This window comes from Novosphingobium sp. PP1Y (assembly GCF_000253255.1).
Taxonomy (GTDB): Bacteria; Pseudomonadota; Alphaproteobacteria; order Sphingomonadales; family Sphingomonadaceae; genus Novosphingobium.
In genome coordinates this window covers 337,689-362,080 of sequence record NC_015583.1, presented here as the reverse complement: position 1 = coordinate 362,080, position 24,392 = coordinate 337,689, and the positions used below count along the sequence as shown (strand labels likewise).

The window sequence follows — 24,392 nt, the reverse complement described above, 5'->3', positions numbered from 1 at the left end:
AAATGCGTACTATATCATATATATTTCTACGCAATGGGAGGGTAAATGGTTATGTCGCTTAACGTACGCACATTCTTGCTCGCAGGAGTGGCAGGAATCGCATTCGCGTCGCCGGCAGTCGCTCAGGAAGCCGGCAGCCGCGACGGACTCAATGAAATCGTCGTCACCGCCCAGAAGCGCGAGGAATCGCTTCAGGACGTTCCGGTGTCGATCGTCGCGCTAGGTTTGCAGGATCTTGAGAATAAGGGAATCTCGGACCTGACCGACCTCAGGACGCAGGTTCCCGCGCTTCAGGTCACGCCGCACCCGAACAGTGCCATTACCGCACGTATCTTCATGCGCGGCGTCGGCAACAACGACGACCAGATCACGATGGACCCCAGCGTCGCCGTCTATATCGACGGCGTCTATGTTGCGCGCAGCCAGGGGCTCGCCTCCGACGTCGCCGAGCTGGAGCGCGTCGAAGTCCTGCGCGGTCCGCAAGGTTCGCTCTATGGCCGCAACGCGACCGGCGGCGCGATCAACTTCATCACCCGCGCGCCCAAGTTGGGTGAATTCGGTGCAGAGCAGAAGCTGACTTACGGCAACTACGACCAGTTCCGCAGCCGCACCCGCGTCAACGTGCCGATCGGCGATACCCTGGCGGTCGAATTCGGTTACCTTCACGCCCAGATCGACGGCTATGTCGACAACCTCGGTACCGGCGTGAAGCGTTTTGGCGACCAGCGCCGCGACGGCTACCGCGCCGCCGCGCTGTGGCAGCCGACCGACGCGATCTCGGTTCGCTACACCTATGACCGCTCGGAAATCAACGACACGCCGGCTTTCATTGCCTATGTGCCGTTTTATCCGGAAGTGGCTCCGCGCCCGACCGCCGGTTCGCCGAGCGTCAGCAACCTCCAGCCCAATGACGTCGTTTCACAGGGCCATAACCTGACGGCGAGCTGGGACGTTTCGGACTCGCTTACCGTCAAGTCGATCACGGGCTATCGCAAGCTCCGCAACCAGACGATGCAGGACTATCATTCGGGTGTCTTCGGACCGTTTCCGGTGTTCCGCACCGCGTTCGATTCGAGCCAGAAGCAGTTCAGCGAGGAATTGCAGCTCATCGGCAGCGGGCTCGATGATCGCCTCGAATACGTCCTCGGCTTCTATTACTTCGAGGAGAGCGCCGACAGCTTCGACACCACCGTCGTTCCGGGGCGTCCGCGCAGCGAGCGCACGGTCACTATCGATAACAAGGCCTACGCCGTTTACGCGCAGGCCACCTACAACCCGGCCTTTCTGGACAACCGCCTGTTCGTGACCCTGGGCGGCCGCTGGTCGCGTGACGAACGCAAGGCCACGCTTCAGGACGTCGCGGTTCCTTCCGTAGGTGATCCGATCCCCGGTACGCCGGGCCGCGGCGACCGCGCGTTCCAGAACTTCAGCCCGAGCGCGACGCTGCGGTACGAGTTCTCGGACAAGACCAACGCCTACGCCAAGGTCGTCTCAGGCTACAAGACCGGCGGTTACAACGTGCGCGCCAGCACGACCGATAGATTCAATGCAGGCTTCGGTGACGAGACGCTGACTTCCTACGAGTTCGGCGTGAAGTCCGACATGCTGGACAACCGCCTGCGGCTGAACGCTGCGTTCTTCTACACGAGCTACAAGGACATACAGCTCAACGTGCAGTCGGACCCGAACAACATTGCCCGGACCGACGTGCTCAACGCGGGCAAGGCGACGATCAAGGGCCTCGAACTGGATCTCTCGCTGCGTCCCGCGCGCGGACTGACCGTCTCGGCCAACTATGCCTATCTCGACGCGAAGTACGACCGCATCCTGAATGCGGCCGGCGACGACGTGACCTCGCAGTACAACTATATCCAGGCGCCGAACCACACGCTTGTCACGAGCGTGAACTACGAGTTCCCGCCGAGCCCGATCGGCACCTTCGCGGTCTATGCGGACTACTTCCTGCAGGACAAGAAGATGACCTCTTCAACCGATTCCCGCTACATCGTCGGCAGCTATGGCCTGCTCAATGGACGCGTGACGCTTTCGGACATTCCGGTCGGCTTCGGCAACTGGCAGCTCGCGGTCTTCGGCCGGAACCTGACCGACAAGGTCTACTATGCCGACCACTTCAATGCCGGTCTGCCCAGCGCCTTCTTCGGGCAGCCGCGCACTTACGGCGTGGAACTGACCTTCAAGTATTGAGACCCAATGGAAAAGGGCCGCGTCGGTTTATCCCGACGCGGCCCCGATCTTTCTGGCGTCGGCGCTTCACGCCTCAGGCGAAATATGCCCCGCCATTGACGGTGACCGTGCTGCCGGTCGCGAAGCTGGCGTCCTCGCTGGCGAGGAAGGCCACCGCGCCGGTGACTTCTTCTGGGCTGGCGAGGCGCTTCAACACGCTGTCGGCGGCGATGGAGTCCTTCAGCTCCGGCGGAAGGCCCGCATAGATCGGCGTTTCGGTCGCGCCCGGATTGACCGCGTTCACGCGGATGCCGCGGTCGGCAAGTTCACATGCCATGGCGCGTGTCATGCCCAGAACCGCTGCCTTGGCAGTACAGTAGGGGACTGGCCCATTGCCTTTCACTCCTGCGGTCGAGCCGATGTTGATGATGCTCCCGCCGATGCCTTCCTCCGCCATCAGGCGCACCGCTGCACGGCTGCACCGGAACACCCCGTCGAGCGTGACCGTCAGCACCTGAGACCATCCCTCGTCCGAGCAATGGATTGTCTGATCGACGAACACGCTCGGCACCTTGCCTTCGGCGATTTGCTGCGCGCGCTCGGCCTGTGCAGCGTAAAAGAGGTCCATCCCGTCGCCTGGCGCGCTGCCTCGCCCGGCATTGTTGACGAGTATGTCCACGCCGCCGAGGCGCGCTTGCACTTGCGCAAAGGCCGCATCCACGCTTGCCGTGTCCGAGACGTCGCAGGCGAGGCCGAAATGCGGGGTGCCGAGTACGGCGCCAGCCTTGTCCGCATCGAGGTCGAGAAGGGCAACAGTCGCGCCTTCCTCCGCCAGGCGCCGCGCAATTGCTGCACCGATGCCTTGCGCCGCGCCGGTTACGACGGCGCGTTTGCCCTGAAGCCTCTGCATGGGATCAGTCCTCCACTTGCGGACGCCAGGCGACGCCGTTCACATGAGAGCCTCCGTCAGCGAAAAGCGTATTGCCGTTCATGTAGCTGCCGCCCTCGCTGGCGAGGAAGACCGCGATCGGGCCGATGTCCTTTTCCGCATCGCCGAAACGGCCAGCGGGCACCTGCTGGAGAATCTGCGAGGCCATCTCCGGGTTGGCCTTGAAGTAGTCGCGTGCCTGCGGGCTGCTCGCCGACGGGCAGATCGTGTTGCAGGTTATGCCGTGGGGCCCCCATTCGACCGCGGCGGTTCGTGTCAGTGCGCGCATGGCTTCCTTGCTGGCATTGTACGCGACGGTGAACATGTGCGCGTTGACGCCGTTGAGCGAGCCCATGTTGATGATGCGCCCGAACTTCTGCGCTTTCATGATCGGGAAGGCGGCGCGCATGGCCCAAAACACGGCCCAGTAGTTGAGCGCGAAGGAACCGGCCATCTCCTCGTCGGTGTGGTTTTCGATCCGCTTGGGGAAGCTGGCCCCGGCATTGTTGACCAGCAGGTCGAGTCGTCCCCAGCGATCCTGTGCGGCGGCGACCGTCGCCTCGACTTGTTCAAGTATCGTGACATCGCTCCTCAGGAACGCGGCGTCGATGCCGTGTGCGCTGCGCAGGAACGCGGCCTCTTCCTCACCTTGTTCGGCATTGCGCTGGGCAATCAGCACGTTTGCGCCCGCCTCGGCCAGCGCACGGGCGATGCCCTGGCCCACGCCTTGTCCGCCGCCCGTGACGATGGCGGCGCGCCCTTCCAGAATTCGGGTCATGTCCTGTATCCTATCCCAAAGGAATGGTCGTAGCGTCGGCAACCGAGGCCGCGCTTTCCTGCACTTGATCTTGCGCCGCTCGCCGATGCGATGGAAACTACAGAATAGCTCAAAGACAGTGACTGGAAGAATCAGAGTGTCGAAGCGAATTTCACGCGCTGCCCCTGGTGAAGTGTCGCTGGAGGTGGCGCGTCAGTTGCTAAGGATTGTCGATCATGTCGGCGGGCAGCGGGACACTGTTCTGGCCGGTGCGGGTCTTGGCCATGTGGCCTCACTGCTGCGGAACGATGGCTACGATGCGCAAGCCCTTTCGCGGCATGATTTCGCGCGTCTCTTCGCTCAGTGCACCTGGGCCATCGACGCGGTCGCGGCCTGGCAGGAGGGGCGTGAGCCCCTGTCGAAGCTGGGCTTCGACCTCATGTGCCATGTCGTCATCAACTGCCGCACGCTGGAGCAGGTGATCCGCCGGATCGACGACTACTCGCAGATCCTGGGCCCTCGTCTTGCCCGCCTGACGCTCAGGACGGACGGTGGCAGGGCCATCATGGAAATGGCGACGATCCGCAGGCGCCGTAACGTCAGCGCGTGCTTCTCGGACCTGACCGGCCTGTCCACTTATCACCGCCTGTTCGGCTGGCTGGTGGGGCAGGACTTGCCGCTCACCGGTGTCCAATTGCGCTACGAGCCGGTTCTGGACAGCCGGGTCGCCGAATGCCTGATGCCCCATCGGATCGTGTACCGTTCGGCGGAAAACGCCCTTGTCATGCCTGCAGAAGTCTTGGGCCGCAGGGTGGTGCGCAGCGCGGGCGAACTGGACCGCCTGCTTGAATATTTCCCGTTCGACCTGATGCAGCCGCAGGACTGCGATGAGCACCTGTCGCGTACCATTGCCAGGCAGATGAGCCTGGCCCTGAGCAGCGGCGAACGCCTGCCGACCATCGCCGGTCTTGCGCGGCAGTACGGAATGGGCGCGGCGACGATAAAGCGCCGGCTCGAAGCCGAGGGAACGAGCATGGTGCAGCTTAAGCGCGAGGCCCGCTTCGGACTGGCACAGCGCCTGCTGTCGGACCGGAGGCTGACAGTTTCGGCCATCGCGCAGCATTGCCAGTTCGCGGATCCGGGCGCTTTCCGGCGGGCCTTCCATCAGTGGGCGGGCATGGCTCCCACCCGCTGGCGGGAAATGAACATGGAGGAATGACCGGCATTCAAGAACGCAAGTGGCGATCATTGGTCGAAAATGACTTTCATTCGCGCAACGAATTGGTCAATGATAAGCGCAAATGCCGGACGAGCCGGTGGACATGCAATTTCCGGAGAGGACAGGATGACCGACACAGTATCTGATCTCGCAGCGCGCCTTGCGGCGCTTGAGGACAAGGAGGCAATCCGCCTCCTGAAATCACGCTATCTGCGCGCCTGCGACCTCAAGGACGTTGAAGCCGTCAGGGACAGCTTCGATCCCGTCGAGGTCCGGATCGCCTATCAGGGCTTTCCGGTTTACAGCCGGCGCGACGATTTCGTCGAGACGTTCCGCCAGATGGGATGTCAGCCGGGCGTGTTCGACATCCATCATGCAACCAACTGGGACATAGAACTGACCGGGACGGATGAGGCGAAGGGCCTCTGGTCGCTTAATTTCCGGACCATCCTCGTCGGCCAGCGGCAGGTGACGCGGCTCGCCGTGGAGTATGAGGACATCTACCGCCGCAGGGACGGGCGCTGGTACATTGCGGAAAGCGTAAGCAAGGTGACTTCGCTTATTACTGAGGAAGTCGGCGCGGACGGCGCGATCAAGGTGCTGGCCTATGGCGAGATGCCCACTCCGGCGGCGCAACCGGCCTGAATGAAGGAATAGGCGGCGACGGAAACCTGTGCCGTCACCGCCGTGCTTCAGTCGGTCAGTCAGTCAGTCAGGGCAGGGTAATCGGTATAGCCGCGTTCTTCGCCGGAATAGAGGTGCGTGAAGTCCGGCTTTGCGAGCGGCGCGCCGCGGCGCAGGCGATCGACGAGGTCGGGATTGGCAATGAATGAGCGCCCGAACGAAATCGCATCGGCCCGGCCGGAATCGAGAAGTTCGCTTCCGCTCTCCAGCGTTAGCATGTTGTTGGCAATGATCGCTCCGCTGAACCGCTCACGCACGAAAGCGAGGGTGTCGAGCGTTTCCAGCTTCATGTCGACAACGTGGGCATAGGCGCAGCCCAGCGGTTCGATCGCATCGAGGAAAGGTGCGAACGTGGCGGCCGGGTCCGCATCGGCCATGCCGTTGTAGGGATTGCCGGGTGAAAAACGCACGCCGACGCGGTCCGCGCCGATGGCATCGGCCAGCGCCTTGACGACCATGGCGGGAAAGCGTGCGCGGCGCTCGGGATCGCCGCCGAAATCGTCGTTGCGCTGGTTGCTGCTCGCGTTCAGGAACTGGTTGATGAGGTAGCCGCTCGAACAGTGCAGTTCTACCCCGTCGATCCCGGCGGCGCGGGCATTGCGGGCGGCCTGGGCATATTGTTCGGCAACGAGCGGCAGTTCATCAGACGCAAGGGCGCGCGGCATGGCGCATTCGACCGGCACGCCGTCGGGGCCGGGTACCTTGTCGGGGCAGGGGATCGCACTCGGCGCGACAACGTCCGCGTCGAAGCCCCGGTTGGCAGGGACGACGACGCGGCCCACGTGCATGAGCTGCATGACGATCTTTCCGCCTTCGGTGTGGACCGCGTCAGCAACCTTGCGCCAGCCTTCGATCTGCTCGTTGGAATAGATGCCCGGCGTGCGCCAGTAGCCCTTGCCTTCCGCGCAGGGCTGGGTGCCCTCCGTGACGATCAGCCCGGCACCGGCACGCTGGCGATAATACTCGACCATCAGCTCGCCGGGAACATCGCCGGGACCGGCGCGGTCACGGGTCATGGCAGACATGACCACGCGATTCGCCATCTCTACGGCCCCAAGGCTAACAGTGGTGAAAAGCGATGACATTATCCGCATTCCTTAATTAAAATGTTCGACTGACCTTACTTTGCGTTTTATAGGATACAATCATCTACGTATGCAAGTGGGAGTCAAAGGATGATCAATTACGGCCTGGACGGTAAGGTCGCGCTCGTTACCGGGGCAAGCGGTGGGATCGGGCGGGCTGCGGCGCAGGCCTTCGCCCGCTCGGGCGCCCGGGTGCTGGTCTGCGACGTCAAGGACGTTGAAGGCCGCGAGACTGTCTCCATGATTGAGGCTGCGGGCGGCAGGGCTGCATATCAGCGGTGCGACGTCAGCAACCCGGACGACATCAAGGCGATGGTGGCCAGGGCAGTCGATACATGGGGCCGTCTCGACTGCGCGTTCAACAATGCCGGCGTAAACCTGCTCGGCCGTGACGAGTTCGAGGACGAAAACTGGGACGTCGCAATTTCGATCAACCTTACCGGTGTGATGCGCTGCATTCGCGAGGAAGCAGCGGCGATGCTCGAGACCGGCGGCGGTGCGATCGTCAACACCTCTTCGATCAACGGCCTTGTCGGCAATCCGAACCAGCCCGGCTATGTCGCCTCGAAGCACGGCGTCGTCGGCCTGACCCGGCAGGCAGCGCTCAAGTGGGCGCAGCAGGGCATTCGCGTCAATGCCGTGTGCCCGGGCGTGATCGAAACGCCGATGACCGCCCCGATCGCCGCCGACCCGAAGCTGAAGGCGGTGATTGATTCGATGACTCCGATGGGCCGCTTCGGCAAGCCCGAGGAGATTGCCGAAGCGGTGGTCTGGCTCTGCTCCGAAGCGGCCAGCTTCGTGACCGGTCACCCGATGGTGATCGATGGCGGCGCTATTGCATTCTGACCCAAGCGACGGGGCGCCGGCCGTCAGGCCAGCGCCTCGCGCAGCCGGCGGCCCGCCCTGTCGAGATAGGGGAGCACGTCGGGCACGGCTTCGAACAGCGACGCGAAGCCGTGGATCATGCCGGGGGCTACTTCCGCCTCGGTCGGCACGCCTGCATCGGCAAGGCGTTTGGCATAGGCCATGCCTTCATCGCGCAGTGGATCGCATTCAGCGGTGATGATTGTCGCCGGAGCGAGGTTGGAGAGGTCCTCGGTGCGCTGGACCGTCGCCAGCGGTATATGCGCTTCATCGCGGTTGCCGACATAGTGATTCCAGAACCACTGCATCATCTCTGTCGTCAGGAACCCGCCCGCAGCCCCGTTCTGCGCATAAGAGGGACGGGTGAAGTCGTTGTCTGTGACCGGGTAGATCAGCAATTGGTGGCGCAGCTTCGGACCGCCTTCTTCCCGCGCGCGGATTGCGACGGCGGCGGCCAGGTTGCCGCCCGCGCTGTCGCCCGCAACGGCCAGGCGCGAGGCATCGATGCCCAGCTTATCGCCATTGCGGCTGGCCCAGACGAGCGCGTCGTAGCAGTCGTCCAGTCCGGCCGGGAAGGGCGCCTCGGGCGCGAGACGATAGCCCACCGACAGGACCGCCGAACCGCTTTCCCGCGCCAGCTTCCGGCACAGGTTGTCGTGCGTGTCGAGGGTGCCGATCACGAATCCGCCGCCGTGGTAGAACAGCGTGAGCGGCGGCGCGTGATCCGCGCTTTCGGGCACGTAAAGTCGCGCGGAGATGGTGCGGCCCGCAAGCGGCAGGTCCATGTCCTCGATCCGGGCAAGGGGCAGAGCCTCTCCCGTGGCCATCGAATTGTCGCTGAAGGAACGCATCATCTCGGGCGTGACCGCTGACATGGGCGGCATTTCCATGGCGGGCATGGCGCTCAGGAACGCGACGATCTGGGAGTTCATCGGCATGGTCTTGTCGGTCCTCTTCTCAGGCGGCCTGTGCAGCGAACTGAGCCACGATCTCGCGCACGGCATTGGCAATGTCGTTGCGGGTGTAGCCGAGCAGGGCCGCTTCGTCCTCATTCGGCTCGTAGGCGATGGTGTTGCCGCGCCCTTGCGGGATGGCCACGTCGGGCAGCAGCGGCAGTTCGGCATCGCGTTCCTCGACCCGGACCTTGCTGCCTACGGCATCGAAAAACAGCTGGAAATATGCGCGGAAGGACAGATTCTCGTCGCCCACGAGATAGGCCTTGCCCGGCTCGCCGCGTTCGAGCGCACCGGCGATCGCTTCGGATAGCGAGCGGAACGACATGAAGTTGGTACCGCCCGGCGGGGCATAGTGCTCGATTGGAATCAGGCCCTGCGCCCACTGGACGTAAGGCTCGAAGATTGCGCTGGGAAGGCCCGGGACAGTGCCGACCATGAACGGCGCGTTGACGCTGATGACGTCGAAGCCCTCGCGGCCTTGCGCGCGGGCGCCTTCGCAGGCGGCCTTGCGCGACTGGATATAGACGTTGCCCGCCACCAGTTCTGGGCTCGCCTGCGGATAGAAACTGCCAAGCTGGATCGCCCGGGAAACGCCGGCCTTGCGCGCGTCGGCGAAGAAGGCCGGGATGGCCTCGCCGTTGGCGCGCATGAAGTGCGCGGCATAGTCGCTTCCTTCAGGGATATGACGCGGGTCGTTGCCGGCGGCAAAGACCACCCAGTCGAATCCTTCGAGGCGTGCCGGCGTGAATTCGCCCGCGACATAGTCGCCCTTGAGGAAGGGCAACTGCGCCATGGGCGTGTCAGGATTGGGGACATTGCGCCCGGCCACGGAGACCTGATGGCCAAGCCCCGAAAGGTAAATGGCGGCATGGCCGCCCAGACCGCCGGTTCCGCCGACGACGAGGATATTCTTGCTCATGACTGGTGAACTCCGCTTTTGGAGGGAGAGGCGATCCCGAGGTTGGGACTGCGCCGCAGAAGATTGCCGCCGTCGACGGCGATGCACTGGCCGGTGACCCAGGCGCTTTCCGGCCCGGCAAGGTAGCGTACGGCTCCGGCCATGTCCTCCGCCTCGCCGAGGCGCCCGAGCGGATACTCGGGCAGGAATTTCTCAAGCGTTTCGGGGGCGTCGAACATGCTGCCGGTGCTGTCCGAGCGGGTGAGGCCTGGCCGCACGGCATTGACGCGAATGCCGCGCCAGCCGAGTTCATCGGCGGCCGAGCGCACCAGCGCCTCAAGCCCGGCCTTGCTGACCGAATAGCTCGAAAGTCCGGGGAAGGTCAGCGGCGCTGCGCCCGAGGACAGGAACACCAGGGAGCCGCCATCGGGCATCAGTGGCACGGCATGGCGTAGCGCATGATGGGCGCTGATGACGTTAAGTTCGAAGTCCTTGCGCAGCGCCTCGGGAGTGACATCGAGTATCGGCGCGAAGGAACCGCCGCCCACTGTCGCGAACACGATGTCGAGCCGTTCGGCGATCACCCAGGCGGCCCTGCATGCGCGTGCCACGGCATCGGAATCGATGCAGTCGCCGACTTCCAGCGCGATATGCGTACCGGGAACGGCGGCGGCGATTTCCGCGCGCGCCTGCTCCAGCCCCTCGGGGCGGCGCGCCATGAGCACCAGATGCGCGCCATCGCGCGCGAGGGCGATCGCGGAGGCGCGGGCAATGGCTCCGGTAGCGCCCGTGACAAGCGCGGTCTGACCTGAAAGCGCGCCGCTCATGACTGCACCCTGACAGGGCGCGTCTCTTCCCAATCGATCTCGAGACGGCGATGGGCGATGCGCCACCCTTCGCCTTCACGCCGCCAGAGGTCCTTGTAGCGTAGCGACCACGAGAGGATTTCGTCACTTTCCCTCATCAGGTGGTCGGCGGTGCAATAAGTCTCGCTGACCGCCTCGTCGCCGTCGACTTCAGCGTGAATCTGATGGACGATGTGGCGGGTCTTGCGGAACATCTTGCCCAGCATGTCCAGCGAGCCGAGATTGTTCTCGCAGCCCTCGATGCGAAAGCCGGGGCCTTCGATCACGCAGTGTTCGGAAAGGACGCTCCGCCACAGTGTCTTGTCCCGGCGGTCGGCGCCCGCGGCATAAGTTTCGCAGGCGAGGCGCAGGGCTGCCAGCGTTGCAGTGTCGGCGGCGTTCATGAGGGTATCCTTATGCCGTTACCGGTGACGAGGGGGACGACGGTCCATTCGCCGTCTTGCGTGCGGGTCCAGCCTGCCGCGGCGAGCGCACCGCCGTCGACGTGGATCGCAGTGCCGGTAACCCATGATGCCAGAGGGCTGGCGAGATAGAGCGCGGCCCCGGCGCAGTCCTCCGGGCGACCGAGCCGGCCGAGCGGGATCCACTTGTCTTCATGCACGCGGCTTTCCGGCGGGATCATGAAGTCCAGCGGGACTTGCGGGGTGTCGGTCGTTTCCGGGGCTATGTCGTTGACCCGGATGCCCTCGGGCCCGAGTTCGAGTGCAAGGCTCTTGGTGAACCCGGCAATGCCGGCCTTTGCGGCTGCGTAGACGGAACACCCCGGAATCCCGCGATAGGCCTCGATCGAGGTGACGTTGACGATGGAACTGCCCGGAGCGGCCTTGCGCAGCAGCGGCAGCATCGTCGAAGTCATGCGCAGGAGCTGGCCGAGATTGACGTCGAGCACTTCGTTCGCCTGCGCGTTCGTAAGCATCGAGAACGGGCGCGGATGGACGAAATGGCCGACGTTGTTGACCAGCACGTCGAGCTTGCCCCCCGCCTGCTCGATCCGCGCTCCGGCCATGGCCGGAAAGTCCGGCGCGCAGACATCGCCCTCAATAGCGATCATCCCTGATGCCTCAAGGTCACTGCAAAGGCCCTCGTCGATCTCGGCCGCAAATACGCTGCCGCCCGCGGCATGGAACGCATCGGCGATTGCCCGGCCGATTCCCGCGCCTGCGCCGGTGACAAGGATGTTCTTCCCGTCGAAATCGAACGAGACGCCCGGGGGTCCGGGGGTTTCCTGGTTCATGGAATCTTCTCTCCATCTCTTATTTTCTTACGAGTTCTGATGTTCGTTTGACATACTGTCAACAAAATGCGCAAAATGAAATTGTCTAAGAGGCGATTATGGGCATAAGGGGGTCACTAAGGGAGATTGCTATGAAAAGGCTTGAAGGTAAGGTCGCGCTGGTTACCGGTGGCTCGCGCGGGATTGGCGAGGGCATCGTTCGCCGCTTCGTCGAAGAAGGCGCGAAAGTGATGATAACCGATGTCCTTGCGGACGCGGGCGAGGCGCTGGCCGCCGAGCTGGGCGAAGGCGCGGCGTTCACGCGCCACGACGTGACATCGCGCGCTGAATGGGCGAACGCCGTGGCCAGGACCGAGGAAGAGTTCGGCCGCCTCGACGTTCTCGTCAACAATGCGGGCGTGATCGTCTTCAAGGCCTTCGACGACCTCACCGAAAGTGAAATAGACAAGCTGATCGACGTCAATCTCAAGGGCGTTATCAATGGCTGCCATGCCGTGGTTCCCGCGCTCGAGCGTGCCGGTGGCGGCGCGATCGTGAACATGAGCAGCGCCGACGGTATTTCGGGCGCTAATGGCGTCACGGTCTATTGCGCCACCAAGTTCGGTGTGCGCGGCCTCACCAAGGCGCTGGCGATGGAGCTTGGCCCGCGCAAGATCCGCGTGAACTCGATCCACCCGGGCGGCATCTACACGCCGCTGGCGAACCCGATGAACGTGCCCAAGGAGGAATACGACAAGGGCTACTGGATCTATCCGGCGCAGTTTGCAGGCGAGCCCAAGGATATCGGTGCCGCAGCGGCCTATCTCGCTTCCGAGGACGCGCGTTACTGCATGGGCACCGAACTCTCGGTCGATGGCGGCCTCAACGCCGGGCACTACTACATGGGCATGCCCGGTTCGCCGACACCGCCGCAGGGCTGAGCGATTTGCAACCCGGGGTCCGGCGCGAGAGGTAGTACGCTCAGACCCCGGGTTGCTCTGGAGGAACCCGGACGACCAGTCCGTCGAGTTCTTCTCCCAGTTGAATTTGGCAGGTGAGGCGGCTTTCGGGTCGGATTTCGACGCCCTCGATGCTTTCGAGCATGGCACGCTCGTCCTCACCGGCGCGGCCGGTGATTTCGATCCAGGCCGGATCGATCCAGCAATGACAGGTCGCGCATTGCATCATTCCGCCGCACAAGGCGTCGATGCCCTCGACGAGGTTGGCGACGCCAAGTTGCATCAGCGTCATGCCCTCGAAGTTCACGCATTCACGCGGGGTGCCATCGGGCTGGATGAAGGTGACCTTCGCCATTACGCAATCTCTTCAAGCGTGGGCCGGGCAGCCGGCGGCGCGGGCGAGCGTGGCGGTGTCCGCAGGCCGGGCATCGCCTCGATTGCGCTTGCGATAGCGTACCCTGCAGGGCTGGGCGGGCCAATAGGTGCTCGCGCCTGATATGGGGCGCACCTCGTCGATCAGTTCCATGTCGTAATGCTGAAGCAGTATCGCGATCAATACTTTCATTTCCATGCGCGCGAAGTTCACGCCTGCGCAGCGATGGACACCGCCGCCGAAGCCGATCAGCGAGTTGCTCTCAAGCTGCGCCGCGGGGTTGTCCGGATTGAACCTCTCCGGATCGTAGGCGTCGGGATTGTGGAAGGTCTCTTCCATGCGGTGCGTGACCGAGGGCGCGAGCAGCACGAACTCGCCCTTGCGGATGCGATAGCCCTCGCGCTCGATATCGGCGCTGGCCTTGCGGGACAGGATGTAGGCGACAGGATGCAAGCGCTCGGTCTCGCGCAGGGAGAAGTCCATCTTGCCCATCGCCAGCGCCTGTTCCCAGGAGAAAGCGCTGCCATCGTCGCTGCCCATGACGGCGGCGATCTCCGCGCGAATGGTCTGGAGGTAATCCGGATTCTGCAAGAGGTCGGCCAGGGCCCAGCTTACCTGCCCCGCAGTGGTCTCGTGTCCGGCCCAGACGAGCAGCAGGATGAGGTGGCGGATCGTTTCGTCGGGGACCGGGGTGCCGTCCGGATAAGTGCTGGCGATCATCGTCTGGAAGAAGTCCGGCGGATCGACCGGATTGGCGCGGCGGTTGTCGATCCAGTCCTGCAGGATCGTATGGAGCTTCTTCTTCGCGCGCTGGCTGCGGATCTGCTTTCGCGTGGGAAGCCAGAGCGGAAGGACGAATTCCATTCCCGCCGAAAAGTCGCGGAACAGGTCGAAGAACTCGTGTCCCAGCTTCTTGTGGAACTCGCGGCCCATGAAGCTGTGTGCGGCGATGTCCATGACCACCGGACCGAGCGTGGGGATCAGGTCGAAAGTGCCTTCATCGCCGAGCCGCTTGACCAGGGCCAGGGCTTCCTCCGCCATGATCGGCACGTATTGCTTCATCGAGGCGGCCTTGAAGCGCGGCATGATGATGGCGCGCTGGCGCAGGTATTCGTCCATTTCCGCGAAGGAATAGAACTCGGGCGAGAACATCTTGAGGAAGAACGGCATCGACTCCCGGATCGAGAGCAGCTTGTCGGTCTCCTCGAAGAAGAAGCGGTTGTGCTCCGGCCCGAGCATGACGTTCATGCGTCGGCCCATCAGGTTCAGGGCGAAGAGACGCCCCTTTGTCGCGTAGCCGCGCTTGAGGACGGAAACGGGATCGCGGAAGAACTGGGCAAGGTGGCCGATTACGGGGCTCGCGCCGCCGACCAGCGGAAGGGGCCTCGAAGTATGGGCAGTGCTCGCCATCATTGCTTCTCCCGTTTCGGCGAGGGGTCGTTTCGCAGCCGGCCGTTACCGGGCGGCTTGCCTCGAGATTGAAGAATAGTCTGAAGCGCCTTGCCGGTCATGCGGCAATTGTTGAATCGGATCGTTTAGCGATCCAAAAGATACCGCAATCCGATCCGCGGAAAGGCGCTTATGATGCTGAGATCTCCCGAATCGGATCGGTCCCGCCCCAGTTCGCAGCCTCGGCAATGCCCTGCTTCATCAGCGCGCGCATGCCTTCGCCCTCGATGAGCTCGGTCAGCGCGCCCGGCTCGGCGGGGTGCTGCAGATAGGCAACCCGCACTGCAGCATTGGCGGCCTCGAACACGGGATCGAGGCCCGCCGCGCGCGCTTCGGCAACGGCCTCTTCAAGTTGTTCCACCACGTACGCGACATGGTGCAAGCCAATGCGCGCCTTGCCGTCCTTTCCGCGATAGGGCGAAGGGGCGCTATTCGTCGGCGCGATCAGTTCAAGTTGCAAGTCCCCGGCATAGGCGAGCCCCACATCCATGGTGACCTTCGTCTCGCGGCCGAGATAAGTGCCCGCCATCTCGACATTGCGAAAAACCGTCCACGGCCCCGTGCCGTCCGCGTGCAGGCGGCGCACGATCGCGGCGTCGAGATCGTCGACGATCCAGGCGACCTGATCGATCGCGCGCGGCACGCGTTTTGTCATCAATAGATCGCCGCAGGATTCTTCGTGCGCGGGCTGCCCAGCATTTCTCGGTGCGAAATGCGCTCATTGCCGCGGTCGGAGATGCCGAGCTCCTTGGCGATTTCGGCGACGATCAGGGTCTGGCCGGAAAGGTCGTCACGGTTGGGCGCGCGGTCGATGGCGTCGATGACATGGGCGGAGAATTCCGGGTTCTCGGCCATGGCCAGCATCTGCTCGTATTGTTCGGGATGGGTCTTGGCCGAGATTTGCGCGCGCTCGGTCAGTTGCATTCCGAGCCAGAGCGAAACCGCGATCACGCCGGTACCGCGAAAGTCGTGCTCCATGTCGTGCGCCAGCTTGTCGAGGCCGGCCTTCTGTGCGCCGTAGGCAGGGCCATGCATGTAGCAGGTCGCGCCGAAGGAACTGGTCATGGCGATGCATCCCGATCCGCGCGGCACCATCAGGTGGGCGGCGTGCCAACTCGCGACGTAGGCGCTGCGCAGGCCGACATCGAGAATCTTCTGGGCATCGAGATCCTTTTCCCAGAAGGGCATCTTCTCGATAAGCTGGTGGTGCATATATGCGGCATTGTTTACGAGGACGTCGAGCTTGCCGCCGTTCTCGTCGGCGATCTGCTCGAACAGGCGGGCGACTTGCGCGTCGTCGGCATGGTCGCAGACGATCGGCACGCCTTCGCCGCCCAATTCGTTGATCTTCGCGGCCGTCTCCGAGACGGTGCCGGGCAGGACGCTGCCGTCCCAGCCCTTGGCATTGCCCGGCGTGACGGTGCGGCCGGTGACATAGACCTTGTAGCCCATCTCGCCGAAACCACGGGCAATGCCCGCGCCAGCGCCGCGGCTGGCGCCGGTCACCAGGGCAATCTTGCGATCAGACATCGGGGTATTCCTTTCGTGCTGTGTCGCCGACGCGGACTGCATGATCGCTTGCCGCGGCGGCGGGGTTCTCAATCGAGACTGCGAAAATCGAACTGGCTGGTGGGGATGATGTCGACCCGCGCGAAGTCGATGAAGGCCGTGCAGCTATCCATCATGTCCTTCAGGTTCCGGTTGAACTTCTCCTCGTCGCCTGCCGCGTCGAAGAACGCCGGACTGTCGGTCATGGCCTCGGGCGAGAAGCATTCCTCGACGAAGGCATCGTAGGCCGGGGCGCCCTCGGTCAAAGGGCGCACGACGATGTTCTGGACATATTCGAAGTTAGCCTGGACATCGATCGCCACGCGCGTGTGATGGCCGTGCCAATGGGCAATGGCCTCCTCTCGCGTGAGGTCGGGTCGGAAGGTGATGAAACTCGCCTGGCTCCAGCCCCATGTTCTGCGGCCTTCGGCCAGTGGGTGCGCGGTATTGGGGATGATCGTCGATTCGCAGACCAGCCACAACGCGAAGCGCGCCGAATGCGCGGCCAGCACCTTGTCGACGGCGCCTCGAAACCGTGCATTGGCAGAGGGTAGCCAGAACTGAACCAGGGCATCCTGCTGCGGTTCCTGCGATTGCTGGATCAGCCCGGCAGCCGGTGCGACGGCTTCGTCGCGCAGGTTCAGGCGGATGCCGCTGGCGCCCGCTTTCTTGAGCGTTACCGGGAGGGTTTCAAGCAGGCGCTGTGCGAAGTCCGTGCGGGGTTCGCCTTCGGCAGCCCAGAGGGCGCAGACGATCTTTTCCATCCCTGCTGCTCCTTCAGTCGAAGTTTGCCTGCCCGCCGTCGAGCGGGACAGTGGCGCCGGTCAGGTAGCCCATGTCCGGGCCGCACAGGGCGACGACGGCGCGGCCGATGTCTTCCTCCAGCTTGCCGATGCGGCCGAGCGGGATCGTTTTGAAGAAGGCTTCGGCCTCGTCCGGGTTGTTTTCGATCCAGCCCTTGAGGCCAGGCGATTCGGCGTGCGGGGCGATGGTGAGCACGCGGATTCCGGCACGGCCCCATTCGGAAGCGGCAGCGCGGGTAAGGGCGCGGGTGGCTTGCTTGACCGCGCCATAGGCGCCGTAGAAAGCCATGTCCCAGCGGATTCCGGCAGAGGATGCAAAGTTGAAGATCGTGCCGCCGCCGCGCGCGACCATACTCGGCTTGACGAGCTTCATCAGCCGCAGCGAGGCAAGCGGGCCGGAAGTGAAACCGTTGAGGAAGGCCTCGTCGGTGACGTCGTCGAGCATCCCCAACGGGACTTCCTGCGCATTGTTGACAAGCACGTCGATGCCGCCGAATTTCCCGACCGCGGCATCGACCACGGCCCTCAGGTCTTCGGCATTCTTGACGTCGCAGGAAAGCGCCAGTGCACGAACACCGCGTTCTTCGACGAGCCTTGCGCTTGCTTCCACCTTGGATAGTGTACGCCCGGTGAGAACCACGTCCGCACCAGCCGCCGCCATGGCGAGGGCGATGCCCTGGCCTATGCCCTGGCCGGCACCGGTGATCAGCGCGACCTTGCCTTTCATGTCGTTCATAACCTCTCCCCGAGGACGGTTCCTGACCGTCTTGTTCGTAGAATAATTCAATGTATGTTACGCATCGAAGCGCTTATATGGCAATACCTGCCTTAACATGCGTTGATTATGACTGGGAGAGGTTAGGAATTATGGCAAAAATCAGTAGCCGCGCTGTCGGAGCCGCGGCATGAGCGTGGCCGTCATTACCGGTGCTGCCGGGGGAATCGGCGCGGGGCTGGCGCGCGAGGCGGTTCGGCGCGGCATGAATGTGGTTCTTGCCGACCGGGATGCGGACGTGCTGGCAGACGTTGCCGGACCGCTTGGCGACAAGGCGATTGCCGTGGCGGCCGACGTGACCGATCCTGCCTCTGTCGACGCGCTGGCCGATGCCGCATGGGACAGGTTCGGCGGAGTCGATCTGCTGTTCAACAACGCAGGCGTCCTGGTGACAGGGCAGGTCTGGGACATTCCCAAGCGCGATTGGGACAAGGCATGGGCCGTCAATGTCGATGGCGTCCTTAACGGCCTTCGTACGTTCGTGCCGCGCATGCTGGCGGCGGGAACGCCCTCGCGGATCGTGAATACGTCATCGATCGGCGGCTTCCTTCCCTCGCCGCTGATGTCGCCCTACACCTCGACGAAGTTCGCTGTCGTTGCGCTGACGGAGAGCCTGCTGCACGAGCTGACCGCGATCGGCGCGCCCATTGCGGTCTCGCTGCTGGCGCCGGGCCCGGTGAAGTCGGGCATCTTCCGCGAAACTCCGCCGGAAGAGGCCAAGGGCTTCCACGACACGCTGACCGCCATGCTCAACGAGCACGGTTTGACCGGCGACGAATTCGCACCCCTGGTCTTGGATGCGATCGAACGCGGCGAATACTGGATCATCCCGCAGCCGCTCGCCTTCGATGATGGGTTTGCCGCGCGCAATGCCCAGATCACGTCCCGGCAGACCCCGCACTTCCACCTCGTCAGGGACCAGTGATGCATTCATTAGCCAGCGAAAAGACCAGGGCTGCTGCCGGCTGGGACAAGGAAGTCGATGTTCTTGTCGTAGGTTCGGGAGCGGGCGGATTGATGAGCGGCCTCGTCGCTGCCAGCAACCGCGCCGAAGTGCTCATCATCGAGAAAGCGGCGGAATGGGGCGGCACTTCGTCCACCTCAGGCGGTGGGATATGGATTCCCGGCAGCGATCAGGCGAAGGCGGCCGGGTTCGAGGACAACCTCGACGATGCGTTCAAGTACGTGCGCGCGCTTTCCGCCGACAACGTGCCGGACGAGAATATCCGCGCCTACGTGGATAACGCTGCCTCGATGCTGCGCTGGCTGACCGCCCATACCGGGGTGCAATATCTGGCGCTGCCATACCCAGACTATCACGCAGAAAATCCCGGTGGTTCGGCGCAGGGCTTCCGCACTCACCTGCCGCTGGCGTTCGACGGCAAGAAGCTGGGCAAGGACGTGAAGACGCAGCGTTTCCCGTCCCCCGCGGCCAGCCTCTTCGGTTATCTGCAGTGGACCTTCGCTGAGACGCACCAGTTGCTCTACCGCACCAAGGGGTGGATTGCGGGCCTTGCCCTGAACATGGGGAAATACTGGTTCGACTGGCCGTTCCGCTTCACCAGTCGCAAGGATCGTCGTCTCACGCTCGGCAATGCGCTCACCGGAGCGCTGCGCGTCGCGCTCAATGAGAAGGGCGTGCCGCTCTGGCTGGAAACGCCGATGAAGCAGCTCGTGCGCGAGGATGGCCGCGTCGTCGGCGTTGTGGTCGAGCGCGGCGGCAAGCTCCTGCGTATTCGGGCGCGCAAGGGGGTGGTCCTGGCAGCAGGCGGGTTCGACAAGAACCAGGACATGCGCGACCAGAATGCGCCGCTCTATCCGACTGCGCAGTACTCGGGCGGGGTGACCAGCAATACCGGCGATTCCATCCGCGCGGGCGTTGAAGTGGGCGCTGGCACGATGAACCTGCAGTCCGCCTGGGCGGCTCCGGTTTTCTATGTGCCGGGCGAGGATCGCGGACGGCTTTGCACCATAGAGCGCGCCTTGCCGGGCTGCATCATGGTCAACCGGAAGGGCGAGAGGTACCTCAACGAAGCGGCTTCGTACCACGTCGTCGGTCAGCAGATGGCCGCGCGCGAGCGTGATCATGGCGATGCTTCGCCAAGCTGGATGGTCTTCGATTTCCGCTACCGCCACCAGTTCCCGATGGGTCCGCTGCTGCCGCTCATGCCTGACTGGATGCAGAGCGCGGGAGTCAGGAAGATCCTGAAGAAGGCGCGCACGATAGAGGCTCTTGCCGCGAAGATGGGCGTTGATCCGGACCGGCTCTCGGCTACCGTCGCGCGGTTCAACGAATATGCGCCCAAGGGCGAGGACCCCGATTTCCATCGCGGCGAACCGGCCTATGACAAGATGTACGGCGATCCGCGCAACCAGCCCAACCCGTGCCTGCGTGCCCTTACCAGGGCGCCATTCTATGCCATGCCGATTTATCCCGGAGACATCGGCACCAATGGCGGCCTCACGACCAATGCAAAGGCGCAAGTGGTCGATGAAGCCGGAGCGCCGATCGCGGGGCTCTACGCGGTCGGCAACAATGCCGCCTCGTCCATGGGCGAAAGCTATCCGGGCGCGGGCGTCACGCTTGGGCCGGGGCTGACCTTCGGTTACCTCGCGGCGCGCGACATGACGGGCGCCAACGACTGATCTATCCGCATGTGGGCTTAAGGGAACGCCCCTGAACCGGAGCAGGTGCCGGTCAGGGGCGGTTTCGGGCCAGGGCAGCGTCACGATCTATGGCGCTGCCCTTTCTCCTGTTCATGGTCAGGCCTTTGCACCTTCGACATAACGGGCGCGATACGCTGCGAATTCACGGCGCACGTCGGCTTCGTCGATCCCGAAGCGCTCGAGCGAATAGTCGTGCGACGGGCGCTGTTCGCGCTTGTTGCCGGCCATGAACTCCGCAAGCGCGGCTTCCATTTTCTCGTCCACCGCAACGCCGATGCGCTCCAGCACGCGGTGGGCCTGCTCGAGCGGGCTGCGCAGGACCAGGCGGTAGTCGATGTCGATGAAGCGGTCCTCACCGATTCTGATGCGCGCTTCCTCGAAGCGGCGCATCCACTGGACGAGGCGAGGGAACCAGAAGCGGCCCACTTCCTCGTCTGTCAGCGTAGCCGAGAGCTTGTAGAGCGCCGCCTCCATGCTGACGTAGCTCGGCACGATGTCGATCGGATCGCGGTGGGTCATCACCAGCAAGGCGTCCGGGAAGGCCTCTGCCGCCAGCTCCGCGTAGGGCAGGTTGGAGGGGCTCTTCAGGATCCACTTCGTGCCGCGCCGCTCCGGTGCCTGCCATTGCAGGTACTTGAGGATGGTCTTGAGATCCTCGTGCCCGTGCGACTGGTCATAGTCGTCCAGCCACCGCGAGAAGGACGGCACGTGGGTCATCCCTTCAACCATGGTCGAGACGAACATCTGGCCAAGGATGAGGATTTCCTCGTCCGGGGCATCGGGATCGAGCGGGTGGATCGAGGCGAGTTCCGGCGCAGCCTGCAGCCATCCGTCGATCATGGCCTGCGCATAAGCGCGTCGCTCGACCGGGTGGCCGCGTTCCTCACCAGGGAAGGGCGCAAAGTTCTGCGCCTCGTACCAGCGGATCGCGGTCATGCCCGGTGCGCTCGACAGCAGGCGGTGGAAGATCGTGCTGCCGGTGCGCGGAAGTCCAAGGATGACGGCGGCGACTTCGACCTTTTCCTCGAGGATTTCCGGATGCTGCCTGATGTCCTCGACCATGCGGAGACGGCTGGCGAGGCCCTTGACGATGACTTCGGTCTGCGCGGCGAGCCCTGATTCGGTCAGCCGGGCTTCCGCATTGGCGGCGGCAATGTACCGATCCATCGGTTCGAGGAACCAGCCGTCACCGAAATCGACCAAGCCGGTGCGCTCGCGGGCGGCTTGTAGCAGGGTTTCGCGGTCCAGCGCCTTGGTCGGGCTGATAGTATTGGTCATGCTTGCAATCTCTCTCCCAGGCCCTCCATTTCATCGGAGGGCGGCGTTCGCCCGACGGTCTTGCGGACTCGAGCGCTCGCAGGCCAGAGAATGGCAGACGCGAACACCCAAGGTCAATCAATTTCACCTTACATAACTTCGCATAAAGGCCTTATGCGTCTTCTTAAATAGTAATATGCGTAGACATTATATAAATATGCATCGCATGGTTCTATGGGAGAGAGACTGTGGATCAGGAAAACATTCTCGCGCAGGTCGCGCTCCGCGATCTCGTGATGCGCTATTGCCGGGGGTGCGACCGGCGCGATTTCGCACTCGTGCGATCGCTTTACCACGACGATGCGATTGATGAACATGGGACGATGTTTCGTGGCGGGCCGGATGAATTCGTCGCCTGGCTGCCCGAAGCGATGGCGCAGTGGGAACTGACCGTCCACACCATCGCGAACAGCCTGTTTGCGGTTGAGGGTGACCGTGCCGAAGGCGAGCACCATGTTCGCGCCTATCATCGCACCCTTCCGCCCGATCGGCGTGAGTTGATCGTTCATGGCCGCTACCTCGACCGCTACGAGCGCAGGGACGGTACCTGGAAGTTCACGCATCGCTCGCTGGTGTTCGATCATGGCGAGATGCGCGCGGTCGATGAAGCGGCGATGCGGGCGCTTGGCGGTGAAGCGCCGGCCGGAACATCCGGGAGAGACGATCCCTCGTGGACCTACGAGCTGCTGGCGCGGCTGGCCGTCTGATCGCAAAGCCGCGCAGCAAGCGCCTTGCCCAGATAGTCAATCAATCCGCTGAGCGCCGGACTGGGCGGGGCCTTGGCGCGGTGGATCAGCCATAGCGGATAATCGTCGCGGGGATCGGGCTCGTCCAGCCGTTCGAGCATGGGTTCGGCGTCTGCCGCGAAACACCACAGCTTCGCGGTGCCGAATCCGGAGAGCACGGCCTGCTTCATCTGCGGCCAGGAATTGAACGTCGTTAGCCCAAGCGCCTCGGCGGCATCGCCGGAAGGGTTCGCGGTGATCCACTGGCCGGGCTGCGCGGCGTCGAGTTCATGCCCCCAGCCAAGCTGCCTTGCGCGTTTGCCGCCCCGCAGTCCGTAACGCGCCTGCGACATCGTGGCGATCTCGATGCCAGCCATCCGGCGCGGCGGCTTGCGGATGATCGCCAGGCCGAGGTCGGCACGGCGGTAAGTGATCGCATCCAGCGGATCGAGTTCGCCGAGCAGTTCGACCGAGACGCGGGGCATCACTTCCTGGAAGGCCAGCAGCTCGGCCGCGAACTCGGCAACGATGCCGCCGCTTCCGGCGATGCGGACATGCCCTTCGTGTTGGACGGAAGGAGCAATGCGGGCTTGCAAGGCCTCGACTTCCGCCTCGATTCTTGCCGCCGTCTCCAGCAGGTGGGCGCCTTGGCGCGTCGGTTCGTGGCCCAGCGGCGTCTCGTGGAACAGCGGTATGCCGACGGCTTCCTCCAACGCCTCGATCCGGCGGCCCACGGTCGTGCGATTGACCCCGAGCCGACGTCCGGCGGCGGTATAGGAACCGGCCCTGACGGCGGCCAGATAGTAGCGCAGATCATCCCAATGCATGGCCCGTGCATATTTGCACAAGCAATGTGCATAGGAAAGAGCCTTCGCATGCAGGGGGTATGCGCGGTAAACAGGCATCAATTGCGCTGCAAACGAGTAGCACTGATTCAGGAGTTGATGCACATGGCAACTACCCAGGAATACGGCCTTGGCGAGTTCGACTTCCCGCGCGGCTGGTTCATGATCGGCGAGGCGAAGGAGGCGACGAAGATTCCTGCCGCAATCCGTTATTTCGGCAAGGATCTTGTCCTTTATCGCGGCGAATCCGGACAACCTTACGTGGTCGACGCCTATTGTCCGCACATGGGTGCGCACCTTGCCAAGAACACCACCAGCTACATCGTGCGCGACGGCGAGCACGTGCAGGGGGAAGCGATCCGCTGCCCGTTCCACGGCTGGGCCTTCGGCGCCGACGGTCAGTGCAAGCACATTCCTTATTCGGATTTCATCCCCAAGGCCGCGAAGCTGCGCACTTATCCGGTCGTCGAACGGGCTGGCATCCTGTGGATGTGGCACGATCCCGAAGCGCTTGAGCCCGACGTCGATCTGCCTGACTTCGGCGGCCACTACGACGAGCCAGGCTGGGTCGAGTGGAAGGTCGACTACATGGGCGACCTTGAAGTTCACGGTATCGAGATCGTCGACAACATGGCCGATTTCGGGCATTTCATTCCGATCCACGGCGCCAAGGACTGGCAGTATTTTGCCAACGAGTTCAAGGGCCACATCGTCCACCAATACTACAGCGCCGGTCACCGCACGCTGACGGCGGCGGACGAGGATCAACTCGTTCTCGACACCTGGTATGAAGGCCCCGGTTTCCTCCAGTCGGAAATGGCCGGTGCGTTCGACAGCTTCATCATGATCGCGAATACGCCGATCGAGGACGGCAAGACCCGCTCGTGGCACGCACTGATGGTCAAAGTGCATGATGGTTCGCGCGAAACCACTGACGCAGACCGGACCATTGCCTTTGAATATCAGGAAGGAAGCCGCCTCGCTTTCGCGCAGGATGTGGAGATCTGGGCTAACAAGCGTGCGTGCCTCAACCCGTTAGCGATCCCGAATGACGGCCCCTATGGCAAGGTTCGCGCCTGGTACAAGCAGTTCTTCAATTCGCGCGAGAAGGCCAGGGAAATGCAGAAGCGGGTGAACGGCGTCGTCGTCACGCTCGACAAGCGGCCTGGCAACAAGGCCGCCTGACCGGCGTGAATGACGCGATGCGGCCCGCCCCTTTCGGGGTGGGCCGCATCGCGTTCAGGATGACCTGATAACAAGACTGAATTCTACGGGAG

At 63.5% G+C, this 24,392-nt stretch carries 25 protein-coding genes; 9 read left to right on the top strand and 16 right to left on the bottom strand.

Going from position 1 to position 24,392, the window contains the following annotated elements:
* Positions 1–45: 45 nt before the first annotated feature.
* Positions 46–2,205, top strand: a complete 2,160-nt coding sequence (locus PP1Y_RS02640) for a TonB-dependent receptor (RefSeq protein WP_148274794.1) — start codon at positions 46–48, stop codon at positions 2,203–2,205.
* Positions 2,206–2,278: 73 nt separating this feature from the next.
* Here the strand turns inward: PP1Y_RS02640 and PP1Y_RS02635 are convergent, their stop codons facing one another.
* On the bottom strand, positions 2,279–3,094 hold the full coding sequence (locus PP1Y_RS02635) for an SDR family NAD(P)-dependent oxidoreductase (protein WP_013836560.1): 816 nt from the start codon (positions 3,092–3,094) through the stop codon (positions 2,279–2,281).
* A 4-nt stretch (positions 3,095–3,098) separates the two neighbouring features.
* Positions 3,099–3,890: an SDR family NAD(P)-dependent oxidoreductase gene (locus PP1Y_RS02630; RefSeq protein ID WP_013836559.1), complete on the bottom strand. Its 792-nt coding sequence runs from the start codon at positions 3,888–3,890 to the stop codon at positions 3,099–3,101.
* Between the two features lie 136 nt (positions 3,891–4,026).
* Here PP1Y_RS02630 and PP1Y_RS02625 point away from each other — a divergent pair, with 136 nt between their 5' ends.
* Positions 4,027–5,088 (top strand): AraC family transcriptional regulator, encoded by a 1,062-nt coding sequence (locus tag PP1Y_RS02625; RefSeq protein WP_158511826.1) that lies wholly within the window; start codon positions 4,027–4,029, stop codon positions 5,086–5,088.
* Positions 5,089–5,214: 126 nt separating this feature from the next.
* Positions 5,215–5,733: a nuclear transport factor 2 family protein gene (locus PP1Y_RS02620; protein WP_013836557.1), complete on the top strand. Its 519-nt coding sequence runs from the start codon at positions 5,215–5,217 to the stop codon at positions 5,731–5,733.
* A gap of 59 nt (positions 5,734–5,792) precedes the next feature.
* Here the strand turns inward: PP1Y_RS02620 and PP1Y_RS02615 are convergent, their stop codons facing one another.
* Positions 5,793–6,857, bottom strand: a complete 1,065-nt coding sequence (locus PP1Y_RS02615) for an alkene reductase (protein WP_013836556.1) — start codon at positions 6,855–6,857, stop codon at positions 5,793–5,795.
* A gap of 90 nt (positions 6,858–6,947) precedes the next feature.
* Between PP1Y_RS02615 and PP1Y_RS02610 the strand changes: the two genes are divergently transcribed.
* On the top strand, positions 6,948–7,703 hold the full coding sequence (locus PP1Y_RS02610; RefSeq protein WP_013836555.1) for an SDR family NAD(P)-dependent oxidoreductase: 756 nt from the start codon (positions 6,948–6,950) through the stop codon (positions 7,701–7,703).
* Positions 7,704–7,726: 23 nt separating this feature from the next.
* Here PP1Y_RS02610 and PP1Y_RS02605 read toward each other — a convergent pair whose 3' ends face one another.
* From PP1Y_RS02605 to PP1Y_RS02585, 5 genes are read right to left on the bottom strand one after another with little or no spacing between them, the layout of a single operon-like run.
* A complete protein-coding gene (locus PP1Y_RS02605) occupies positions 7,727–8,659 on the bottom strand; it encodes an alpha/beta hydrolase (RefSeq protein ID WP_013836554.1) in 933 nt (310 codons plus the stop codon).
* Positions 8,660–8,678: 19 nt separating this feature from the next.
* Positions 8,679–9,596 carry an NAD(P)-dependent oxidoreductase gene (locus PP1Y_RS02600; RefSeq protein ID WP_013836553.1) on the bottom strand — a complete coding sequence of 306 codons (918 nt, stop codon included), beginning with the start codon at positions 9,594–9,596 and terminating at the stop codon, positions 8,679–8,681.
* Positions 9,593–10,402, bottom strand: coding sequence for an SDR family NAD(P)-dependent oxidoreductase (locus PP1Y_RS02595; RefSeq protein ID WP_013836552.1), 810 nt, complete (start codon positions 10,400–10,402; stop codon positions 9,593–9,595). The genes PP1Y_RS02600 and PP1Y_RS02595 overlap by 4 nt, the downstream gene beginning before the upstream one ends.
* Positions 10,399–10,824 (bottom strand): nuclear transport factor 2 family protein, encoded by a 426-nt coding sequence (locus PP1Y_RS02590; RefSeq protein ID WP_013836551.1) that lies wholly within the window; start codon positions 10,822–10,824, stop codon positions 10,399–10,401. The genes PP1Y_RS02595 and PP1Y_RS02590 overlap by 4 nt, the downstream gene beginning before the upstream one ends.
* Positions 10,821–11,675 (bottom strand): SDR family NAD(P)-dependent oxidoreductase, encoded by an 855-nt coding sequence (locus PP1Y_RS02585; RefSeq protein WP_013836550.1) that lies wholly within the window; start codon positions 11,673–11,675, stop codon positions 10,821–10,823. The genes PP1Y_RS02590 and PP1Y_RS02585 overlap by 4 nt, the downstream gene beginning before the upstream one ends.
* Before the next feature lie 131 nt (positions 11,676–11,806).
* Here PP1Y_RS02585 and PP1Y_RS02580 point away from each other — a divergent pair, with 131 nt between their 5' ends.
* Entirely contained in the window at positions 11,807–12,595 is a 789-nt protein-coding gene (locus tag PP1Y_RS02580; protein ID WP_013836549.1) for an SDR family NAD(P)-dependent oxidoreductase, read from the top strand.
* A gap of 40 nt (positions 12,596–12,635) precedes the next feature.
* On the opposite strand, the gene PP1Y_RS02575 is transcribed toward PP1Y_RS02580, so the two are convergent.
* The 6 genes from PP1Y_RS02575 to PP1Y_RS02550 form a co-directional block, all read right to left on the bottom strand.
* Positions 12,636–12,968 (bottom strand): 2Fe-2S iron-sulfur cluster-binding protein, encoded by a 333-nt coding sequence (locus PP1Y_RS02575; RefSeq protein ID WP_013836548.1) that lies wholly within the window; start codon positions 12,966–12,968, stop codon positions 12,636–12,638.
* Positions 12,969–12,980: 12 nt separating this feature from the next.
* On the bottom strand, positions 12,981–14,399 hold the full coding sequence (locus tag PP1Y_RS02570) for a cytochrome P450 (RefSeq protein WP_148274792.1): 1,419 nt from the start codon (positions 14,397–14,399) through the stop codon (positions 12,981–12,983).
* A 166-nt stretch (positions 14,400–14,565) separates the two neighbouring features.
* Complete coding sequence (locus PP1Y_RS02565) at positions 14,566–15,078, bottom strand: VOC family protein (RefSeq protein WP_232512313.1); 513 nt, start codon at positions 15,076–15,078, stop codon at positions 14,566–14,568.
* 11 nt (positions 15,079–15,089) lie between these two features.
* Positions 15,090–15,965: an SDR family NAD(P)-dependent oxidoreductase gene (locus tag PP1Y_RS02560; RefSeq protein WP_041558253.1), complete on the bottom strand. Its 876-nt coding sequence runs from the start codon at positions 15,963–15,965 to the stop codon at positions 15,090–15,092.
* A gap of 68 nt (positions 15,966–16,033) precedes the next feature.
* Entirely contained in the window at positions 16,034–16,747 is a 714-nt protein-coding gene (locus tag PP1Y_RS02555) for an EthD domain-containing protein (protein WP_013836544.1), read from the bottom strand.
* A gap of 13 nt (positions 16,748–16,760) precedes the next feature.
* Positions 16,761–17,522, bottom strand: a complete 762-nt coding sequence (locus PP1Y_RS02550; protein WP_013836543.1) for an SDR family NAD(P)-dependent oxidoreductase — start codon at positions 17,520–17,522, stop codon at positions 16,761–16,763.
* Positions 17,523–17,691: 169 nt separating this feature from the next.
* Between PP1Y_RS02550 and PP1Y_RS02545 the strand changes: the two genes are divergently transcribed.
* Positions 17,692–18,486, top strand: a complete 795-nt coding sequence (locus PP1Y_RS02545; protein ID WP_041558251.1) for an SDR family NAD(P)-dependent oxidoreductase — start codon at positions 17,692–17,694, stop codon at positions 18,484–18,486.
* Positions 18,486–20,207 carry an FAD-binding protein gene (locus PP1Y_RS02540; protein ID WP_013836541.1) on the top strand — a complete coding sequence of 574 codons (1,722 nt, stop codon included), beginning with the start codon at positions 18,486–18,488 and terminating at the stop codon, positions 20,205–20,207. The genes PP1Y_RS02545 and PP1Y_RS02540 overlap by 1 nt, the downstream gene beginning before the upstream one ends.
* Before the next feature lie 117 nt (positions 20,208–20,324).
* On the opposite strand, the gene PP1Y_RS02535 is transcribed toward PP1Y_RS02540, so the two are convergent.
* Positions 20,325–21,506, bottom strand: a complete 1,182-nt coding sequence (locus tag PP1Y_RS02535) for a sulfotransferase (RefSeq protein ID WP_013836540.1) — start codon at positions 21,504–21,506, stop codon at positions 20,325–20,327.
* A 227-nt stretch (positions 21,507–21,733) separates the two neighbouring features.
* Here PP1Y_RS02535 and PP1Y_RS02530 point away from each other — a divergent pair, with 227 nt between their 5' ends.
* Complete coding sequence (locus PP1Y_RS02530) at positions 21,734–22,252, top strand: nuclear transport factor 2 family protein (RefSeq protein WP_041558249.1); 519 nt, start codon at positions 21,734–21,736, stop codon at positions 22,250–22,252.
* Here PP1Y_RS02530 and PP1Y_RS02525 read toward each other — a convergent pair.
* Positions 22,222–23,097 carry a LysR family transcriptional regulator gene (locus tag PP1Y_RS02525; protein WP_158511825.1) on the bottom strand — a complete coding sequence of 292 codons (876 nt, stop codon included), beginning with the start codon at positions 23,095–23,097 and terminating at the stop codon, positions 22,222–22,224. The two genes, PP1Y_RS02530 and PP1Y_RS02525, sit on opposite strands and share 31 nt — an antisense overlap.
* A gap of 123 nt (positions 23,098–23,220) precedes the next feature.
* Between PP1Y_RS02525 and PP1Y_RS02520 the strand changes: the two genes are divergently transcribed.
* The gene (locus tag PP1Y_RS02520; protein ID WP_013836538.1) at positions 23,221–24,300 is read left to right on the top strand and encodes a Rieske 2Fe-2S domain-containing protein; all 1,080 of its coding nucleotides are present in this window, start codon (positions 23,221–23,223) and stop codon (positions 24,298–24,300) included.
* Positions 24,301–24,392 lie beyond the last annotated feature (92 nt).

Bases quoted from the DNA above. Each gene is read 5' to 3' on its own strand.
- PP1Y_RS02585 (WP_013836550.1), bottom strand. From the start codon at position 11,675: ATGAACCAGGAAACCCCCGGACCCCCGGGCGTCTCGTTCGATTTCGAC.
- PP1Y_RS02605 (WP_013836554.1), bottom strand. From the start codon at position 8,659: ATGCCGATGAACTCCCAGATCGTCGCGTTCCTGAGCGCCATGCCCGCC.
- PP1Y_RS02570 (WP_148274792.1), bottom strand. From the start codon at position 14,399: ATGATGGCGAGCACTGCCCATACTTCGAGGCCCCTTCCGCTGGTCGGC.
- PP1Y_RS02545 (WP_041558251.1), top strand. From the start codon at position 17,692: ATGAGCGTGGCCGTCATTACCGGTGCTGCCGGGGGAATCGGCGCGGGG.
- PP1Y_RS02635 (WP_013836560.1), bottom strand. From the start codon at position 3,094: ATGCAGAGGCTTCAGGGCAAACGCGCCGTCGTAACCGGCGCGGCGCAA.
- PP1Y_RS02590 (WP_013836551.1), bottom strand. From the start codon at position 10,824: ATGAACGCCGCCGACACTGCAACGCTGGCAGCCCTGCGCCTCGCCTGC.
- PP1Y_RS02540 (WP_013836541.1), top strand. From the start codon at position 18,486: ATGCATTCATTAGCCAGCGAAAAGACCAGGGCTGCTGCCGGCTGGGAC.
- PP1Y_RS02555 (WP_013836544.1), bottom strand. From the start codon at position 16,747: ATGGAAAAGATCGTCTGCGCCCTCTGGGCTGCCGAAGGCGAACCCCGC.
- PP1Y_RS02595 (WP_013836552.1), bottom strand. From the start codon at position 10,402: ATGAGCGGCGCGCTTTCAGGTCAGACCGCGCTTGTCACGGGCGCTACC.
- PP1Y_RS02550 (WP_013836543.1), bottom strand. From the start codon at position 17,522: ATGAACGACATGAAAGGCAAGGTCGCGCTGATCACCGGTGCCGGCCAG.
- PP1Y_RS02525 (WP_158511825.1), bottom strand. From the start codon at position 23,097: ATGCATTGGGATGATCTGCGCTACTATCTGGCCGCCGTCAGGGCCGGT.
- PP1Y_RS02610 (WP_013836555.1), top strand. From the start codon at position 6,948: ATGATCAATTACGGCCTGGACGGTAAGGTCGCGCTCGTTACCGGGGCA.
- PP1Y_RS02535 (WP_013836540.1), bottom strand. From the start codon at position 21,506: ATGACCAATACTATCAGCCCGACCAAGGCGCTGGACCGCGAAACCCTG.
- PP1Y_RS02615 (WP_013836556.1), bottom strand. From the start codon at position 6,857: ATGTCATCGCTTTTCACCACTGTTAGCCTTGGGGCCGTAGAGATGGCG.
- PP1Y_RS02620 (WP_013836557.1), top strand. From the start codon at position 5,215: ATGACCGACACAGTATCTGATCTCGCAGCGCGCCTTGCGGCGCTTGAG.
- PP1Y_RS02520 (WP_013836538.1), top strand. From the start codon at position 23,221: ATGGCAACTACCCAGGAATACGGCCTTGGCGAGTTCGACTTCCCGCGC.
- PP1Y_RS02580 (WP_013836549.1), top strand. From the start codon at position 11,807: ATGAAAAGGCTTGAAGGTAAGGTCGCGCTGGTTACCGGTGGCTCGCGC.
- PP1Y_RS02600 (WP_013836553.1), bottom strand. From the start codon at position 9,596: ATGAGCAAGAATATCCTCGTCGTCGGCGGAACCGGCGGTCTGGGCGGC.
- PP1Y_RS02630 (WP_013836559.1), bottom strand. From the start codon at position 3,890: ATGACCCGAATTCTGGAAGGGCGCGCCGCCATCGTCACGGGCGGCGGA.
- PP1Y_RS02560 (WP_041558253.1), bottom strand. From the start codon at position 15,965: ATGTCTGATCGCAAGATTGCCCTGGTGACCGGCGCCAGCCGCGGCGCT.
- PP1Y_RS02640 (WP_148274794.1), top strand. From the start codon at position 46: ATGGTTATGTCGCTTAACGTACGCACATTCTTGCTCGCAGGAGTGGCA.
- PP1Y_RS02575 (WP_013836548.1), bottom strand. From the start codon at position 12,968: ATGGCGAAGGTCACCTTCATCCAGCCCGATGGCACCCCGCGTGAATGC.